Source organism: Caballeronia sp. LZ001, assembly GCF_031450875.1.
In the GTDB taxonomy this organism is placed as follows: domain Bacteria; phylum Pseudomonadota; class Gammaproteobacteria; order Burkholderiales; family Burkholderiaceae; genus Caballeronia.
On the sequence record NZ_JARTVX010000004.1, the window covers coordinates 3,084,542 to 3,101,027 of the forward strand.

Annotated in this window: 14 protein-coding genes and 1 tRNA gene; 6 read left to right on the top strand and 9 right to left on the bottom strand. The window is 61.7% G+C overall.

Going from position 1 to position 16,486, the window contains the following annotated elements; all coding sequences use genetic code 11:
- Positions 1-41: 41 nt before the first annotated feature.
- From gatB to gatC, 3 genes are all read right to left on the bottom strand, one after another.
- Complete coding sequence (gatB, locus tag P9292_RS25320; protein ID WP_309961799.1) at positions 42-1,517, bottom strand: Asp-tRNA(Asn)/Glu-tRNA(Gln) amidotransferase subunit GatB; 1,476 nt, start codon at positions 1,515-1,517, stop codon at positions 42-44.
- Entirely contained in the window at positions 1,514-3,007 is a 1,494-nt protein-coding gene (gatA, locus tag P9292_RS25325; RefSeq protein WP_250491652.1) for an Asp-tRNA(Asn)/Glu-tRNA(Gln) amidotransferase subunit GatA, read from the bottom strand. The genes gatB and gatA overlap by 4 nt, the downstream gene beginning before the upstream one ends.
- Before the next feature lie 90 nt (positions 3,008-3,097).
- A complete protein-coding gene (gene gatC / locus P9292_RS25330; protein WP_244826745.1) occupies positions 3,098-3,397 on the bottom strand; it encodes an Asp-tRNA(Asn)/Glu-tRNA(Gln) amidotransferase subunit GatC in 300 nt (99 codons plus the stop codon).
- 388 nt (positions 3,398-3,785) lie between these two features.
- Here gatC and P9292_RS25335 point away from each other — a divergent pair, with 388 nt between their 5' ends.
- The 5 genes from P9292_RS25335 (at position 3,786) to rodA (ending at position 10,219) form a co-directional block, all read left to right on the top strand.
- Positions 3,786-4,829 (top strand): rod shape-determining protein, encoded by a 1,044-nt coding sequence (locus P9292_RS25335; RefSeq protein WP_004189550.1) that lies wholly within the window; start codon positions 3,786-3,788, stop codon positions 4,827-4,829.
- A 196-nt stretch (positions 4,830-5,025) separates the two neighbouring features.
- On the top strand, positions 5,026-6,144 hold the full coding sequence (gene mreC, locus P9292_RS25340) for a rod shape-determining protein MreC (protein ID WP_250491651.1): 1,119 nt from the start codon (positions 5,026-5,028) through the stop codon (positions 6,142-6,144).
- Positions 6,141-6,653, top strand: coding sequence for a rod shape-determining protein MreD (mreD, locus tag P9292_RS25345; RefSeq protein ID WP_244826743.1), 513 nt, complete (start codon positions 6,141-6,143; stop codon positions 6,651-6,653). Before mreC ends, mreD begins: the two co-directional genes overlap by 4 nt.
- A gap of 77 nt (positions 6,654-6,730) precedes the next feature.
- Positions 6,731-9,052 carry a penicillin-binding protein 2 gene (gene mrdA / locus P9292_RS25350; protein WP_309961804.1) on the top strand — a complete coding sequence of 774 codons (2,322 nt, stop codon included), beginning with the start codon at positions 6,731-6,733 and terminating at the stop codon, positions 9,050-9,052.
- A 12-nt stretch (positions 9,053-9,064) separates the two neighbouring features.
- Positions 9,065-10,219 (top strand): rod shape-determining protein RodA, encoded by a 1,155-nt coding sequence (gene rodA / locus P9292_RS25355; protein WP_244826741.1) that lies wholly within the window; start codon positions 9,065-9,067, stop codon positions 10,217-10,219.
- A gap of 39 nt (positions 10,220-10,258) precedes the next feature.
- Here rodA and P9292_RS25360 read toward each other — a convergent pair whose 3' ends face one another.
- The 5 genes from P9292_RS25360 to queC all read right to left on the bottom strand — a co-directional run bounded on the left by P9292_RS25360 (position 10,259) and on the right by queC (position 13,745).
- A complete protein-coding gene (locus P9292_RS25360; protein WP_250508443.1) occupies positions 10,259-10,948 on the bottom strand; it encodes a tetratricopeptide repeat protein in 690 nt (229 codons plus the stop codon).
- Positions 10,945-11,727, bottom strand: coding sequence for an aldolase/citrate lyase family protein (locus tag P9292_RS25365; protein ID WP_309961805.1), 783 nt, complete (start codon positions 11,725-11,727; stop codon positions 10,945-10,947). The genes P9292_RS25360 and P9292_RS25365 overlap by 4 nt, the downstream gene beginning before the upstream one ends.
- A gap of 162 nt (positions 11,728-11,889) precedes the next feature.
- Complete coding sequence (queD, locus tag P9292_RS25370) at positions 11,890-12,336, bottom strand: 6-carboxytetrahydropterin synthase QueD (RefSeq protein WP_244826738.1); 447 nt, start codon at positions 12,334-12,336, stop codon at positions 11,890-11,892.
- A gap of 17 nt (positions 12,337-12,353) precedes the next feature.
- Positions 12,354-12,986 (bottom strand): 7-carboxy-7-deazaguanine synthase, encoded by a 633-nt coding sequence (queE, locus tag P9292_RS25375; RefSeq protein WP_250525267.1) that lies wholly within the window; start codon positions 12,984-12,986, stop codon positions 12,354-12,356.
- 24 nt (positions 12,987-13,010) lie between these two features.
- Positions 13,011-13,745, bottom strand: a complete 735-nt coding sequence (gene queC / locus P9292_RS25380; protein WP_309961806.1) for a 7-cyano-7-deazaguanine synthase QueC — start codon at positions 13,743-13,745, stop codon at positions 13,011-13,013.
- A 1,493-nt stretch (positions 13,746-15,238) separates the two neighbouring features.
- On the opposite strand from queC, the gene P9292_RS25385 reads away from it, so the two are divergent.
- Positions 15,239-16,150 carry a lipopolysaccharide biosynthesis protein gene (locus tag P9292_RS25385; protein WP_250508730.1) on the top strand — a complete coding sequence of 304 codons (912 nt, stop codon included), beginning with the start codon at positions 15,239-15,241 and terminating at the stop codon, positions 16,148-16,150.
- A 175-nt stretch (positions 16,151-16,325) separates the two neighbouring features.
- Here the strand turns inward: P9292_RS25385 and P9292_RS25390 are convergent.
- A tRNA-Phe gene (locus P9292_RS25390) sits at positions 16,326-16,401 on the bottom strand.
- Positions 16,402-16,486 lie beyond the last annotated feature (85 nt).

Consider the following 16,486-nt stretch of genomic DNA (forward strand, 5'->3'; position numbering starts at 1 on the left):
CGGCTCTCCGTCGACGCGGAGGATTTCGCCCAAGTGCTTGCTCAGGATAGCTTTTTCTTCAGAAGCTCGTTTACCTGCTGCGGGTTTGCCTTGCCCTTGGTCGCCTTCATTGCCTGGCCGATCAGCGCGTTGAACGCCTTTTCCTTGCCCGCGCGGAATTCTTCCACCGATTTCTGGTTCGCCGCGAGCACCTCGTCGATGATCGCTTCGAGCGCGCCGGTATCGGAAATCTGCTTGAGCCCCTTGGCTTCGATGATGCGGTCCGCTGCGCCCACGTCGGTCGCCTTCTCGTCCCAGATCGCCTGGAAAATGTCCTTCGCGATCTTGTTGGAGATGGTGCCATCCGCAATGCGTTGCAGAAGCAGCGCGAGTTGTGCCGCCGCGACCGGCGACTCGCCGATGTCGAGCGATTCGCGGTTCAGTTGCGCGGAGACGTCGCCCATGAGCCAATTGGCGGCGATCTTCGCTTGCGCCGCGCCCACCGCCTGCACGACGGCTTCGAAATAGGAAGCCATTGCCTTCGACGACGTGAGCACGCCGGCGTCGTAAGGCGTCAAGCCGTACGTTTCGGCGAAACGCTTCTGCATGTCGGCTGGCAACTCCGGCAGTTCCGACTTCACGCGCGCCACCCAGCTCTCCTCGATAACCAGGGGCATCAAGTCCGGGTCTGGGAAATAGCGGTAGTCGTGCGCGTCTTCCTTGCTGCGCATGGAGCGCGTTTCGCGCTTGTCGGGATCGTAAAGACGCGTCTCTTGCACGACGGTGCCGCCGTCTTCGATCAGTTCGATCTGACGGCGCACTTCATATTGAATCGCTTCTTCGAGGAACCGGAACGAGTTCAGGTTCTTGATCTCCGCGCGCGTGCCGAATTCCTTCTGACCGACCGGGCGCACCGACACGTTGGCATCGCAACGGAACGAGCCTTCCTGCATGTTGCCGTCGCAGATGCCTAGCCACACGACGAGACCATGCAACGCCTTCGCATACGCAACCGCTTCCGCCGCGCTGCGCATTTCCGGCTCGGTGACGATCTCGAGCAGCGGCGTGCCCGCGCGATTCAAATCGATGCCCGTCATGCCCGCGAAGTCTTCGTGCAGCGACTTGCCCGCGTCTTCCTCGAGGTGAGCGCGCGTCAGATTGACGGTCTTCTCGTATGCTTCCTTACCGGCCTTTTCATTGGCCGGAACCTGGATGGTGAGCTGACCACCCTGCACGACAGGAATCTCGTACTGGCTGATCTGATAACCCTTCGGCAGATCCGGATAGAAGTAGTTCTTGCGCGCGAAGACGCTGCGCGGCGCGATATGAGCGCCGATCGACAAGCCGAAGCGAATCGCGCGTTCGACCGCGCCGCGATTCATCACGGGCAGCACGCCCGGCAACGCGAGATCGACGGGACAGGCTTGCGTGTTCGGCGCCGCGCCGAACTGCGTTGCCGCGCCCGAGAAAATCTTGGAAACGGTGGATAACTGCGCATGCGTTTCCAGACCGATGACGACTTCCCACTGCATGCTCATACTCCCGCTGCCGATGGTGCCTTGGCATGCCAGTCGGTCGCGCGCTGGAACGCGTCGGCGACCTGAAGCATCCGGGCTTCGTTGAAATAGTTGCCGACGATCTGCAGACCGACCGGCCGATTCGCATTCGCGCCCGCACCGAAACCGCACGGCACGCTCATGCCGGGCAGACCCGCGAGGCTCACGGAGAGCGTGTAAATATCGGCGAGATACATCTGCACGGGATCGTCGGCCTTCTCGCCGAGATTCCACGCGACCGACGGCGCGACCGGTCCCATGATGACGTCGCACCGCTTGAACGCTTCCTGGAAATCGCGTGCGATGATGCGGCGAATCTTCTGCGCCTGAAGGTAATACGCGTCGTAGTAGCCATGCGACAACACGTACGTGCCAACCAGAATGCGCCGCTTCACCTCGGGACCGAAGCCTTCCGCGCGCGACTTCTTGTACATGTCGAGCAAGTCCGTGTAGTGCGCCGCGCGATGCCCGTAGCGCACGCCGTCGAAACGCGACAGATTCGACGAGGCCTCCGCCGGCGCGATGATGTAGTACACGGGAATGGAAAGCTCGGTCTTCGGCAACGATACTTCAACGAGCGTCGCGCCGAGCGCTTCGTATTGCTTCAACGCGGCGTCGATGGCGGCGCGCACGTCGTCGGCAAGCCCTGCGCCGAAGTACTCCTTCGGCATTCCGATACGCAATCCGGCGAGCGGCTTTTGCGCATCGCCGCCATTCCACGTCTGGCCGAGATGGCGCGTGTAGTCTTCGTTGTCGCGTTGCAGGCTGGTGGAGTCGCGTTCGTCGAAGCCGCCCATTGCGTTGAGCAAGAGCGCGCAGTCCGCGGCGGTCTGAGCCATCGGACCGCCCTGATCCAGCGACGACGCAAACGCGATCATGCCGTAACGCGACACGCGGCCGTAAGTCGGCTTGATACCGGTGATGCCGGTGAACGACGCGGGCTGGCGAATGGAGCCGCCCGTGTCGGTGCCGGTGGCGGCGGGCGCAAGACGCGCGGCGACGGCAGCGGCCGAGCCGCCCGACGAACCGCCCGGCACGGCCTTCAGGTCCCACGGATTTTTTACCGCGCCGAAGTACGAATTCTCGTTGGACGAACCCATGGCGAACTCGTCCATGTTGGTCTTGCCGAGACAGACCATGCCCGCTTGCTTCAAGCGATCGACGACGGTGGCATCGAACGGGCTCGCGTAGTTTTCGAGCATGTGCGAACCGGCCGTGGATGCCCAGCCGCGCGTCACGAACACGTCCTTGTGCGCAATCGGCAAACCGGTGAGCGCGCCCGCCTTTCCTTCCGCGATGAGCGCGTCGGCGGCTTTAGCCTGAGCGAGCGTGAGGTCGCGGTCCATGCCGATGAAGGCGTTCAGATTCTTCGCGGCCTCGATGCGCTGCAGATACGACTGCGCCAGCTCGACCGCGGAGATTTCCTTGGAGTCGAGCGCGGCGCGCAGTTCGGTCAAACTTTTCTGATGCATTGCAGTTCCCTGATGAGCGCGGCGGTGAACGCCGCGCGGGAGTGTCGTTTCGGCGCTGGATACGCCCGACGCGTTACTTGTTCGATTGCGTTATTCGATGACCTTCGGCACCAGATACAGCCCGTCTTGAACGGCTGGCGCACTGCGCTGGAACTCTTCGCGCTCGACGCGCTCTGAAACTGCGTCGTCGCGCAGGCGCAGCGCGACTTCCTCGATCTGTTCGATCGGATGCGCAAGCGGTTCGATGCCGGAGGTATCCACGGCCTGCATCTGTTCGACGAGACCGAAGAAGTCATTCAGGCGCGCGAGCGTGGGTTCTGCCTCGTGTTCGGGCAACTCGAGCCGCGCGAGATGCGCGATACGTTTTACGTCGGTCAGGGTCAAAGACATGAAAATCACCGGAGATAAGCGTGGACTTCCCAATCTCGAAAACACACTGCGCCGCGATCGTTTGCGGCGCGCGTTGCGATCCTGGGAAAAGCGCTAAAAAGCAGACTGGCGACGGCAAAAAGTGCCATCCTTTTCCTATAGATACGCCCAAATTATAAGGTATCATTACACGTTCGACTCACATCTGGATTGACCTGCCAGCGGCTTTCTCCTTGAATCGTTAAATTGCGAGAAACGTTTACGCGACACGTCTCATCCTGCGGTAGATTTCCTCGCGGATTTGCACTTCACGGCGAACCTTCGCCGCCCCGGCAAACCGTTATTTTTTCCGCTGCCGTCCCCGGCGCTCATAGCGACGCACGGCCACCCAGCGAGACAGGATTTTTGAATGTTCGGTTTTTTGCGCAGCTACTTTTCCAACGACCTGGCGATTGACCTCGGCACCGCCAACACGCTGATCTACATGCGCGGCAAGGGCATCGTTCTCGACGAGCCATCGGTCGTTTCAATTCGCCAGGAAGGCGGCCCGAACGGCAAGAAGACCATTCAGGCAGTCGGCAAGGAAGCCAAACAGATGCTCGGCAAAGTGCCGGGCAACATCGAGGCCATCCGCCCGATGAAGGACGGCGTGATCGCCGACTTCACCGTTACCGAGCAGATGATCAAGCAGTTCATCAAGACTGCACATGAATCCCGCATGTTCTCGCCGTCGCCGCGCATCATCATCTGCGTGCCGTGCGGGTCCACGCAAGTCGAGCGCCGTGCCATCAAGGAAGCAGCGCACGGCGCGGGCGCCTCGCAGGTTTATCTCATTGAAGAACCCATGGCCGCTGCCATCGGCGCGGGTCTGCCGGTTTCGGAAGCCACGGGTTCCATGGTCGTCGACATCGGCGGCGGCACGACGGAAGTGGGCGTCATCTCGCTTGGCGGCATCGTGTACAAAGGCTCGGTGCGCGTCGGCGGCGACAAGTTCGATGAAGCCATCGTCAACTACATCCGTCGCAACTACGGCATGTTGATCGGCGAGCAAACGGCTGAAGCCATCAAGAAGGAAATCGGTTCGGCGTTCCCCGGCTCCGAAGTGAAGGAGATGGAAGTCAAGGGCCGCAATCTTTCCGAAGGCATTCCGCGCAGCTTCACCATTTCCAGCAACGAAATTCTCGAAGCGCTGACCGACCCGCTGAATCAGATCGTCTCGTCGGTGAAGATCGCGCTGGAACAAACTCCGCCGGAACTCGGCGCGGATATCGCCGAACGCGGCATGATGCTGACTGGCGGCGGCGCGCTGTTGCGCGATCTCGACCGTCTGCTCGCGGAAGAAACCGGCTTGCCGGTGCTGGTCGCGGAAGATCCGCTGACCTGCGTCGTGCGCGGTTCGGGCATGGCGCTCGAACGCATGGACAAGCTCGGCAGCATCTTCTCCTACGAGTGATACGGCCGTGACCTTCATACTTTGCTGTTCCACGACCTCACGGTCTTCAACGCACAGTCTGAACGCACCCGCGTAACGCGACGCGTACACGGCCCGGCTCATGTCCGGGCCGTTGTTGAAACAGCGTAGGGCAGGCTCAGCCGAAACCGGCAAACCTGCAGCATCGATCCACCCGCTCACGCCCTCGGCGCCGACCATGGAATACAGTCCGCCGCCACTTTTCAAGCAAGGCCCTTCCGCGCTCGCGCGACTGATCTTCTTTGTGGTGCTCGCCATCGCATTGCTCGTTTCGGATGCGCGGTTCAATACGCTGGAAATTGCGCGCGGCATGCTCGGCGCCGGCCTCTATCCGCTGCAACGCGCGGCGCTCGTGCCGCGCGACATCTTCATGGGCGCGGCCGACCTCGCGGTTACGAGCGCCACCTTGCGCAGCGAGAACCGCAAGCTCTCCGACAAGAATCTGGACCTGTCCGTCAAGGCGGGCGATGCCTCTCAGCTTTCGGCTGAGAACGCGCATCTGCGTGCATTGCTGAATCTGCAATCGCGCGCGACGACGCAAACCACGCCCGTCGAAATCCAATACGACACGCGCGATCCTTTCACGCAGAAAGTCGTGATCGGCAAGGGTTCGCAGCAAAACATCCAGGATGGCGCGCCCGTCGTGACAGAAGACGGCGTGATCGGTCAAGTCACGCGCGTGTTTCCGTTGCAATCGGAAGTCACGCTGCTGACGGACAAAGATCAAGCGGTGCCGGTGCAGATCGCGCGCACGGGTTTGCGCAGCGTGATCTACGGCACGCCGAAAGGCGACACGCTCGACCTGCGCTTCGTGCCGATCAGCGCCGACGTCCAAGCTGGCGACGAGCTCGTGACGAGCGGTCTCGATGGCATCTATCCGCCGGGACTCGCGGTGGCCAAAGTGTTGCGCGTCGACAAGCAGGCGGATACGGCATTCGCGCGCGTCGTCTGCGTGCCTATTGCCGCTGTTCGCGGCGCGCGTCAGTTGCTCGTGCTGCATTACAACGTGAACGTGCCGCCGAATCCGATCGAAGTCGAAGCCGCCGCCGCTGCAAAGGAAGCGAAAGAGAACAAGGGCAAGAAGAAGCCTATCGCGAAGGCTACGGTCTCCGCCGAAGGTGCAAGCGGCGCATCGGCGACGTCGGCCGCGTCGGCTGCCGCTCCGGTATCCGCTCCCGCTGCCGTGGAAAAGCCCGGCGCGAAACCTGCCGCGCCGAAAGCCGCCTCGGCCGCTACCGCCCGGCCATCGCGAAAAGCGCATATGCCTAAGCCCGCATCCGCGAGGGCCGCGCAATGAACCGCCCGCAATACATTCTTCAGCCGGTCAATCCGTACTTCATCACCTTCAGCCTCGCTGCAGCGTTTCTGCTGAATCTGGTGCCTTGGGGCCGGCTTATCGGCATACCGGATTTCGTCGCGCTCGTGCTGCTGTTCTGGAACGTCCATCAACCGCGCAAGGTGGGCATGGGCATCGCGTTTCTGCTTGGGCTGTTGATGGACGTGCATAACGCGAATTTGCTCGGCGAACATGCGCTGGCTTATACCTTGTTGTCTTATGGCGCGATTACCATTCACAGGCGTGTCCTGTGGATGTCCCTGCCTGTACAAACCTTCGTCGTCGCGCCGCTTCTGGTGGGCGCGCATCTCGTGCCGTTCGTGATCCGCCTGATGACGGGCGCCGCGTTTCCCGGCTGGAGTTATCTCGTCAACGGATTTGTCGAAGCCGCGCTCTGGCCGGTCACGAGTTTTCTGCTGCTGATACCGCAACGACGCGCCGCCGATCCCGACGATACGCGCCCGATCTGAGCGCCACCGCGCGCGTGCCGCCCCCGATGCGAACGCGCGCGGACTACACTTGAATCGCGACCCACCGCGAAAGCTGCATGACCGAAATAAAGAACACCGAGCAACAGTTGTCCAGATTCCGCCTGCGCGTCGCGGCGGCGGGAATGTTCGTGTTCGTCTGCTTCGGTTTGATCGGCCTGCGTTTCCTCTATCTGCAGGTCTGGAACTTCAGCAAATACTCGTTGCAGGCAAACGAGAACCGCATCTCCGTGGCGCCGATCGTGCCGAACCGCGGCATCATCACCGATCGCAACGGCGTGGTGCTGGCGAAGAACTATTCCGCTTACACGCTCGAAATCACGCCGTCCAAGATCACCGCGTCGCTCGACGACACCATCGACGCACTCTCGCAAGTCATTCCTATCGATTCACGCGATCGCCGGCGTTTCAAGAAGCTGCTGGAAGACTCGAAGAACTTCGAAAGCCTGCCAATCCGCACGCGTCTCACCGACGACGAAGTCGCCAAGTTCACCGCACAGCATTACCGCTTTCCGGGCGTCGAAGTGCGCGCGCGGCTCTTCCGGCAATATCCGCTCGGCATGACGGCCGCGCACGTCATCGGCTATATCGGGCGAATTTCGCAGCGCGATCAGGAGCGTATCGACGACGCGAGCGACGCCAACGACGAAGCCTCCGATCACTACGATCCGCGTCTCGACGCCAACAACTACAAGGGCACGGATTACGTCGGCAAGATCGGGGTCGAGCAGAGTTACGAAACCGAGCTGCATGGTCTGACAGGTTTTGAGGAAGTCGAAGTCACGGCGGGCGGCCGCCCGGTCCGCACGATGTCGCGCACGCAGGCGACGCCCGGCAACAACCTCGTGTTGTCGCTCGATATCGGGCTGCAGCAGGTCGCCGAGCAAGCATTCGCGGGCAAGCGCGGCGCGCTCGTGGCAATCGAGCCATCGACGGGCGACGTGCTCGCGTTCGTGTCCGCGCCGAGCTTCGATCCGAATTCCTTCGTCGATGGTATCGATCAGCAGACGTGGGACGCGCTCAACAACTCGCCCGATCATCCGTTGCTGAATCGTCCGCTGCATGGCACGTATCCGCCGGGCTCGACCTATAAGCCGTTCATGGCGCTCGCCGCGCTCACGCTGCACAAGCGCACGCCCGGCTGGGGCTTTCAGGACCCCGGCTTCTTCACGTTCGGCGGTCACACGTTCCGCAACGACGTGCGCTCGGGTCAGGGCTGGGTGGACATGAATCGCGCGATCGTCGTGTCGAACGACACGTACTTCTACATGCTCGCGCGCGACCTCGGCGTGAACGCGATGGCCGGCTTCATGAAGCCGTGGGGATTCGGCCAAATTACCGGGATCGACATTTCGGGTGAGGCGCGCGGCATTCTTCCGTCGACGGAATGGAAGCGCAAGGCGTATCGCAAGCCGGAGCAGCAACGCTGGTACGAAGGCGAAACGATCAGCCTTGGCATCGGGCAGGGCTACAACTCGTTCACCATCCTGCAACTCGCGCACGCCACGGCGACGCTTGCCAATAACGGCGTCGTGATGAAGCCGCACCTGGTGCGCGACATCGAGAATCCGCTGACGAAGGCCATGCGCGTCGTGGTGCGCGACCCGAGCGACAAGATTTCCGTGCGCCAGCAAGACGTCGACTTCATCAAGCGCGCAATGGAAGGCGTCATCACGAACGGTACGGCCGCGAAGCTCTTCGTGGGCGCGGCTTATCAGGCAGCGGGCAAGACCGGAACCGCGCAGGTTTACTCGCTGCAGGGCGCGAACTATCACGGTCACGCGACGGCCGAGCATTTGCGCGACCACGCGTTGTTCATCGCGTTTGCGCCGGCCGAGCAACCGAAGATCGCGCTTGCGCTGATCGTCGAAAATGGCGGCTGGGGCGCGGAATCGGCGGGGCCGGTCGCGCGCAAGGTGCTCGACTATTATCTGGTCGATCGCCTGAAGCCTGGCGCCGAGGCGGCCGCGATCGAAGCCGCCGCATCCGCGACCACGGACGCCGGCCTGCCGATGATCGGCGGCACGCAATCGCCCGTCGCGGCGGCGCTGCCGGCCTCGGTGGTGAACGCGTCGCCGGCGTTCTCGCCGCTGGCGGCGTCGAATCCGGCGGTGGCTCGGGCTGCATCGGCGCCGGCGTTGCCTGCATCATCGCCGAAAGCAGCGAACGCGCGCATCGCTTCGGCGCCAGCGGCGGCGTCTTCAGCACGGGCCGCGAACGCGCGCGTCGCTTCGGCGCCTGCCGCGGCGTTGCCCGCGTCCGCGCCGGGCCGCAAGCCCGCGCCGAACAAACGACCCGCCGAACCCACGCCGACGATGGTCCGCAGCAACCCGAACGACGCCGTGCGCACGCTGGCGCCGTCCGGCGGTATCGACGAATAAAGGATGGTCGGCATGCAACTCACCTTCGACAAGCACGTCTGGAAAGAGCACGCAAAGCGCATGTTCGCGGGCTTCGACAAGCCGCTCGCGCTGATCGTCTTCTTGTTGCTGTGCGTGGGAATCGTGACCCTGTATAGCGCGAGTATCGACATGCCGGGCCGCGTGGAAGACCAACTGCGCAACATCATGCTGACCTTCGGGCTGATGTGGGTGCTCGCCAATATCCCGCCGCAAACGCTGATGCGCTTCGCCGTCCCGCTGTACACCGTCGGCGTGGCGCTGCTGATAGCGGTCGCGGCGTTCGGGCTCACGCGCAAGGGTGCAAAACGCTGGCTCAATGTCGGCGTGGTGATCCAGCCGTCGGAAATCATGAAGATAGCGATGCCGCTCATGCTCGCGTGGTATTACCAACGGCGTGAAGGCAACATTCGCTGGTGGGATTACGTTGCCGGGTTCGTCATTCTGCTGCTGCCCGTTGCGCTGATCGCCAAGCAGCCGGACCTCGGGACGGCAGTGCTCGTGTTCGCGGCGGGGATGTTCGTGATCTATTTCGCCGGACTCAGTTTCAAGCTGATCGTGCCGGTGCTCGCGGCGGCCGTGGTCGTCATCGCGTGCGTGGCGGTGTTCCAGAACCGCATCTGCCAGCCCGAAGTGAACTGGCCGATGATGCACGACTATCAAAAGCATCGTATCTGCACGCTGCTCGATCCGACTTCAGACCCGCTCGGCAAAGGCTTTCACACCATTCAGGCGGTGATTGCCATCGGCTCCGGCGGCACGCTCGGCAAGGGCTGGCTGAAGGGCACGCAGGCGCACCTGGAATTCATCCCCGAAAAGCACACGGACTTCATCTTCGCGGTGTTCGCCGAGGAATTCGGCCTCGCGGGCGGGCTCGTGCTGCTCTTTCTCTATATGGCGCTGATCGCGCGCGGTCTGTTCATCGCGGCAAACGGCGCCACCTTCTTCGGGCGATTATTGGCCGGTTCGCTCACGCTCGCGTTCTTCACCTACGCGTTCGTCAATATCGGCATGGTGAGCGGAATTCTGCCCGTGGTCGGCGTGCCGTTGCCGTTCATGAGTTACGGCGGGACGGCGCTCACCACGCTCGGCGTCGCTGTTGGACTCATCATGAGCGTCGCGCGACAGAAGCGATTGATGCAAGGCTAGCCTCAATTCCCGTGTCCCGAAAAAGCCGCAGTGTTATGTTCACTGCGGCTTTTGCTTTTCCAGCTCCGCGCTCAGTTGCAAGTACTTGAGCTTCGCCGCCGGATCGCCTTGCGCGGCGGCCGCCGCGTAATAAGCACGCGCGACGTTGAGATTGCGCTCGACGCCATCGCCGCCACGTTCGTAGAACGATCCCGCCACGTATTGCGCGGTCATGTCGCCTCCTTCCGCCGCCTTCTTGTACCAAGTGAATGCCTGCTCGTTGTCGCGCGTGGTGCCGCGTCCATCGAGGAACTGGTTGGCGAGCGCGAGTTCCGCCTGCACGTGTCCCTGACTCGCGGCGCGCAAGAACCAGCGATGCGCTTCCGCCGGGTCCTTGTCCACGAACTGGCCGTCGTCGTACATCTTGCCGTACACGAACTGCGCGTGAGACATGTTGGCGTCGGCGGCGCTACGCAACCACTTCTTGCCTTCGGGGACATTGGCGGGACCGCCTTCGCCGTTCAGCAGCATCATCGCGTAATTGAATTCGGCGAGGCGGCTGCCCTTTTGCGCGGCGCGACGGAACTGCGAACGCGCTGAGACGAGATTGCCCGCGTTGTAATCGGCGACGGCGTTTTGCGTCGCGAGGTCCGTCGGCTTTGGCATCGTCTGCGACTGCGCGTTGGCCGCGAACGCCACGCCGAACATCAGACAGGCCGCAGCGATGCCGCCACGCCAAGCCGTGTTCATGCTCTCGCCTCCTGCAAAGCCTGACGCGTCGCCTTCAGGAGCCACATGACATCGGCGGCGAGCGCGATCAGGTTGATGCCGGCTTGCGCATATTGCCGCGCGCCAGCGACATCGATCGCGAAAATGCCGCTCGCGATGCCCGCGCGCTTCGCGGCTGCCGCAACCTTGTCGATGGCTGCCTGCACATCCGGGTGCTTCATGTCGCCGAGATGGCCGAGGCTTGCCGCGAGATCCGCGGGCCCGATGAAGAGGCAGTCTATGCCCGGCGTCGCCGCGATCTCGTCGACGGCTTCGAGCGCCGCCACCGATTCGATCTGCACGATGGTCGCGATCTGCGCGTTCGCGCCCGTCACGTAGTCGCGCCGCATGCCGTACGCAGCCGCGCGCACCATGCCCGCGACGCCGCGCAAGCCGTCGAGCTGGGCTTCGGTCGGATACTGAGTGAGCTGCACGATGCGCGCGGCATCCCCGGCCGATTGCACGTTGGGGAACATCAGCGTGCGCGCGCCCGCGTCGAGCACGCGCTTGACGAGCCAGCCATCGGAGAACGGCACGCGCACGATCGGCTCGCTCGGCAGATGCGCCGCCGCGATCGCGCGCAACTGATCGACGACGTCGCGGCTATCGTTCGGCGAGTGCTCCATGTCGATACACAGCCAGTCGAAGCCCGCGTGCGCGAGCGCTTCGGCGGCATCGGCGCTGCCGAGCGACAGCCACAGGCCGAAGAGCGCGCCGGGTTCGGCGAGACGTTGCTTGAGGGGATTCGTGAAGGTGCTCATTGCGCGGCTCCTGGGAGTTGGGCGCGCTTCGAGAAGCGGAAAAACGGCGGAAGGAATGACGGCATTACTCGCGCTCCGTTTGTGTCGCCGCGGAAGACGGGCGATTCAACGAGCGATGATACCGTGACGGCGACGCAGGCGTGGGCCGCGCCGCCGGATGCGTCAGGCGTGTTCCACGTCGGCCCAACAATTGGGCGTTTCGTACAAGCGAAGGCGCTTGAGCTTGAGATTGACGCCGTAATGCGCGTCGTAGACTTCCGCGAGAATCTTGAACGCGACCGCCGCCATATTCTCGACCGTCGGAATGCGGTCGAACACGACGGTCTTGTGATCGGCCATCGACTGCAAGAAATCGCGTACTTTCACGTCGCCTTCGTAGACGATGAAAGCGTGATCCCACTTGTTGACGAGATGCTCCATGGCGAGCGACTTTACATCCGCGAAGTCCATGACCATGCCGCGATCGGGCGCGCCTTCGACATCCACGAGATCGCCTTGCAGCGTGATTTCGAGCACGTAACGATGCCCGTGCAAATTGCGGCACTGACTGCGGTGATCGGGGATGCGGTGGCCCGCATCGAATTCGAGTTTTCGGGTAATCGTCTGCACGTCGGCGGGACCGTCTGTCAGGGAATGTTCAAATATTTATGCGTCTGCATCGACAGCCGCCACTTGGGATGCCGCTTGCACCAGTCGACCGCGAGCTTCGTGTTCATGTCGCGCGACGGGCCGTCCATTGGCTGGACGAGGAAGTACTCGAAATCGAGCTTTTCGTAATCGGCGAGGCGCTGGTTGTCCTGCGGCACGACGACCTTCAGCTCATGGCCCTTGGTCACGACGAGCGGTGCGTCGGCTTTCGGACTCACGCAAATCCAGTCGATGCTGTCGAGTACCGGCAGCGAGCCATTCGTTTCGATAGCCATTTCGAAGCCGGCGCCGTGAAGGGCATCGACGAAAGGCTGGTCGATTTGCAGCATCGGTTCGCCGCCCGTGCAGACGACGAACTTGTTCGCCTCGCCTTCGGGCCAGAGCGAGGCGATCATCGCGACGAGTTCGGCGGGCGTGCGGTATTTGCCGCCGTTCTCGCCATCGGTGCCGACGAAGTCGGTATCGCAGAACTGGCAGACGGCTTCAGCGCGATCCTGCTCGCGACCCGACCACAGATTGCAGCCGGCAAAGCGGCAAAACACGGCCGGACGCCCGGCGTTCGCGCCCTCGCCCTGCAACGTGTAGAAGATTTCCTTCACTGCGTACGTCATGACTGCTCTGTGATCAATTGAAGTTCAAACCGGCGCGATAGTGACTTGCTCGCCCGCGCGGTATGCCTCGTAACCGCGTTTGCGCAGCTTGCACGCCGGGCATTGGCCGCAGCCGAAGCCCCAGTCGTGTAGCTCGGCGCGCTCGCCTACATAGCACGTGTGCGTTTCGACGCGGATCAATTCGACGAGCGCGTCGCCGCCGAGCGTTTCAGCCAGACGCCACGTGTCGGCCTTGTCGAGCCACATCAGCGGCGTTTCCAGCGCGTAACGCGTCTCCATGCCGAGATTGAGCGCCACTTGCAGCGCTTTCATGGTGTCGTCACGGCAATCGGGATAACCGGAGAAATCCGTCTCGCACATGCCGCCGACGAGAACTTTCAATCCGCGCCGATACGCCACCGCCGCCGCGATCGTCATGAACAACAGATTGCGTCCGGGCACGAAGGTGTTCGGCAGGCCGCTTGCGGTCGACTGAATCTCGATTTCGCGTGTCATCGCGGTATCGCTGATGGCGCCGAGAACCGATAGATCGATTGTGTGGTCTTCGCCGAGCCGCTCAGCCCAATGCGGAAATTCGCGCAGCACGGCGGCGCGAAAACCGTCACGACACTCGAGTTCGACGCGATGCCGCTGACCGTAGTCGAAACCCAGCGTCTCGACGGTCTTATAGCGTTCGAGCGCCCAGGCAAGGCATGTGGCCGAGTCCTGTCCGCCGGAAAACAGCACGAGCGCGCTGTCCTTAGCGTCTGTACGAGTCACCGTGAAACTCCGTGTTTGAGATTGGCCTGCGGGCCATGTCGCCGGTCGGTAAGAGAGACATGCTTTTACCCCGACGTTTCAGTATAGGCCGACGACCCTTTCCCCACGTGCGGCGACTCTTATGTCCCATATACGAAGGCGTCGCCAGAATTCGCACGCTTTTGACCGGCCGCACCTGTGAGCCACAACGTCGAAAAACAAAAAGGACCTGCGGTCCGAGGACAGGCAAGTCCTTAATTCGATGCGGATTTTATCACGCAGCGCGATTGTTTGCCGATCGTTAGGCTGGCTGCGTCGAGCGAAGAGTCACCCAAAACGCTTCGAAGATTCAGCACGGATTATCGGTAAAGGCCGGCGATACGCACCGAATTCTGGTTGTTGGAGATACCACCACGCGACTGAAGGTCATTCGTCTTTGATGAAATGCCGTCACTTGAATGAATCATCTTTTCCACCTACGCGATCGTGGATGACCTCCCGGTTATTCGTCGCAACTGCGTGCGACACACTCTAATTCGGAAATATATACTTATTGGCCAAAATGAAATCGGCAAAACTGTCTATAAAAGCTAAAGGTCCGCGCCGAGGAGCCGTAATTCTAGGTAATCGTCTAGAAAGACGGTTTGCGTTAAGTAACAAGTTCCGCTTCACCAGAATTCGCGCCTGAAGGCGAATTCAACGCGCAAACGTTTAAACGCAGCAAGCGCGTGGCTTTTTCTTCGTGCCGGTCCATAGGTTAATACGCCGCAATCGCTCCAGGCGCTCGAAACGTGTGGACGACCGGCGCTGGTCCGGCTGTTTGGCAGCGTCCGGCATTGCCGTTGGACTGATCTGCCCACCCTTCGGGGCAATTTCATTCGGCATCCGAATGAACTCGCTCCCGGCACCCATCCGCAGGGTTAAGCGGGACGCAGGTCCGTAACCGATTTGCCGATTCACTTCCGGCGCTTTGGTCAACGCACTCATTTTCTTAGCCGACGCACAACACATCATTAGTAACACTAACTAATAATATGAAGAATTCGACCCATACCCCTGCCCGTTTCGCCTTCACCGCTCCCAAGGCAAGTTTGATTGCCGCCACGATCGTCGCCAGCGTGCTGCTCACCGCGTGCGGCGGAGCCGGCAACGACGCCTTCGACCTCGCATCGACCGCGGAAGCCTCGAAGCGCAACACATCGGCATTCGTCGTGACGGCGCCGACGGTCAACGCAACCGCGACCGGCACCGTGACCGTGAAAGGCACGACCGGATCGAAATGGACCACGGTTTCTGTCGTCGACATGACGACGGGCAACAAGGTAGCGCGCGATGCCGTGCCCGCAAGCGGCGCATTCTCGACGACCGTCGATACCACGCGTCAGGTCAACGGCGTGCATACGTGGCAGATCACGGCGGCGAATGCATCGAACAGCGTGCGCTCGGTGCAAAACGTCAGCGTGACGGTGTCGAACACGAAGGCCACGACGCCTGCCACGCCGACCACCACCAAGATCTTCTACGGCGCGAACGGCCACAATAACGAAGGCGGCGCATACGACATTTCCAGCCCCGCGCTGCAACTGTCGCAACTGCAGGATCTCGGCGTGAAGCTGTACCGCAACGAGGTCTATAGCCAGGCTGCGGCGACCAAGCTCGCGGGCATTGCGAAGACGATGGCGGCAGGCGGCGTGACCGTGTATCCGGTGATGCTGATGGGTATCGACTTCAACAGCGAAACCGATGCTTATAACGCAGGCTTCGCGCTCGGCCAGCAAACGGCCGCCGCGAACAAGTATCCGTACTATGAAGTCAGCAACGAACTCGAAGCGGACTGCCTTACGGGCAACGTGGATGGCGTCTATCCCCAGCACTTCGACAACAAGAAGTTCCAGATTGCGCGTGGCGTGATCCGCGGCATGATCGCCGGCGTGAAGTCGGTGGATACGGCGGGCAAGATCATCATGGGCGGCGGCGCATGGATGCACTACGGCTTCGACCAGATGCTCGCGGCCGGCACGCAGCCGGACGGCACGACGGGTCACCCTGTTGTGAGCTGGGACGTCACCGCATGGCACTGGTACTCGGACCAGGGCGACATCACGAACGCATGCGGCGGCACGGGCTGCCACGACATCCTCGCGACGCTGCAGGCAATGGGCAAGCCGATCTGGATCAACGAATTCGGCGTGCGTCCGAACATGGGCACGGATCAACAGATCGCGTCGTACCTCGTTGGCAACAAGATGATGGCGCAGTTCGTCTCGGTGGCGACGAAGTACAACATTCAGGCTATCCAGACGTACGAACTGTACGACGATCCGGCGGGCGGCGAAGGTGCTTACGGTCTGATCAAGAACGACGGCAAGACGGTGAAGGCGGCTTACACGGCATTCAAGAACTTCGTCACGGCAAACCCGAAGTAAAGATGTTCTTCCAAGCGGCTCGCAGTCGGGGCCGCAAGAAGCAAAAAAAAGCGGACAGGCAAATCAAACGCCTGTCCGCTTTTTTCGCTTGTTTCGTGCAGATACCGAGCCTGACAAAAGCCCGGCCGCAAAAGAAAAAGCCCGAGAGTGATGACACTCTCGGGCTTCTTAATTCTGGTGGCCTGGGACGGAATCGAACCATCGACACGCGGATTTTCAATCCGCTGCTCTACCAACTGAGCTACCGGGCCATCGGAGAAGTGAGACTATATCAGAGTGATGCACGAGGCTCAAGCCTTGAGCCGAATTTTTCTCTAATTCGACGCAATCGGCTCG

Bases quoted from the DNA above. Each gene is read 5' to 3' on its own strand.
- gatB (WP_309961799.1), bottom strand. From the start codon at position 1,517: ATGAGCATGCAGTGGGAAGTCGTCATCGGTCTGGAAACGCATGCGCAG.
- gatA (WP_250491652.1), bottom strand. From the start codon at position 3,007: ATGCATCAGAAAAGTTTGACCGAACTGCGCGCCGCGCTCGACTCCAAG.
- gatC (WP_244826745.1), bottom strand. From the start codon at position 3,397: ATGTCTTTGACCCTGACCGACGTAAAACGTATCGCGCATCTCGCGCGG.
- P9292_RS25335 (WP_004189550.1), top strand. From the start codon at position 3,786: ATGTTCGGTTTTTTGCGCAGCTACTTTTCCAACGACCTGGCGATTGAC.
- mreC (WP_250491651.1), top strand. From the start codon at position 5,026: ATGGAATACAGTCCGCCGCCACTTTTCAAGCAAGGCCCTTCCGCGCTC.
- mreD (WP_244826743.1), top strand. From the start codon at position 6,141: ATGAACCGCCCGCAATACATTCTTCAGCCGGTCAATCCGTACTTCATC.
- mrdA (WP_309961804.1), top strand. From the start codon at position 6,731: ATGACCGAAATAAAGAACACCGAGCAACAGTTGTCCAGATTCCGCCTG.
- rodA (WP_244826741.1), top strand. From the start codon at position 9,065: ATGCAACTCACCTTCGACAAGCACGTCTGGAAAGAGCACGCAAAGCGC.
- P9292_RS25360 (WP_250508443.1), bottom strand. From the start codon at position 10,948: ATGAACACGGCTTGGCGTGGCGGCATCGCTGCGGCCTGTCTGATGTTC.
- P9292_RS25365 (WP_309961805.1), bottom strand. From the start codon at position 11,727: ATGAGCACCTTCACGAATCCCCTCAAGCAACGTCTCGCCGAACCCGGC.
- queE (WP_250525267.1), bottom strand. From the start codon at position 12,986: ATGACGTACGCAGTGAAGGAAATCTTCTACACGTTGCAGGGCGAGGGC.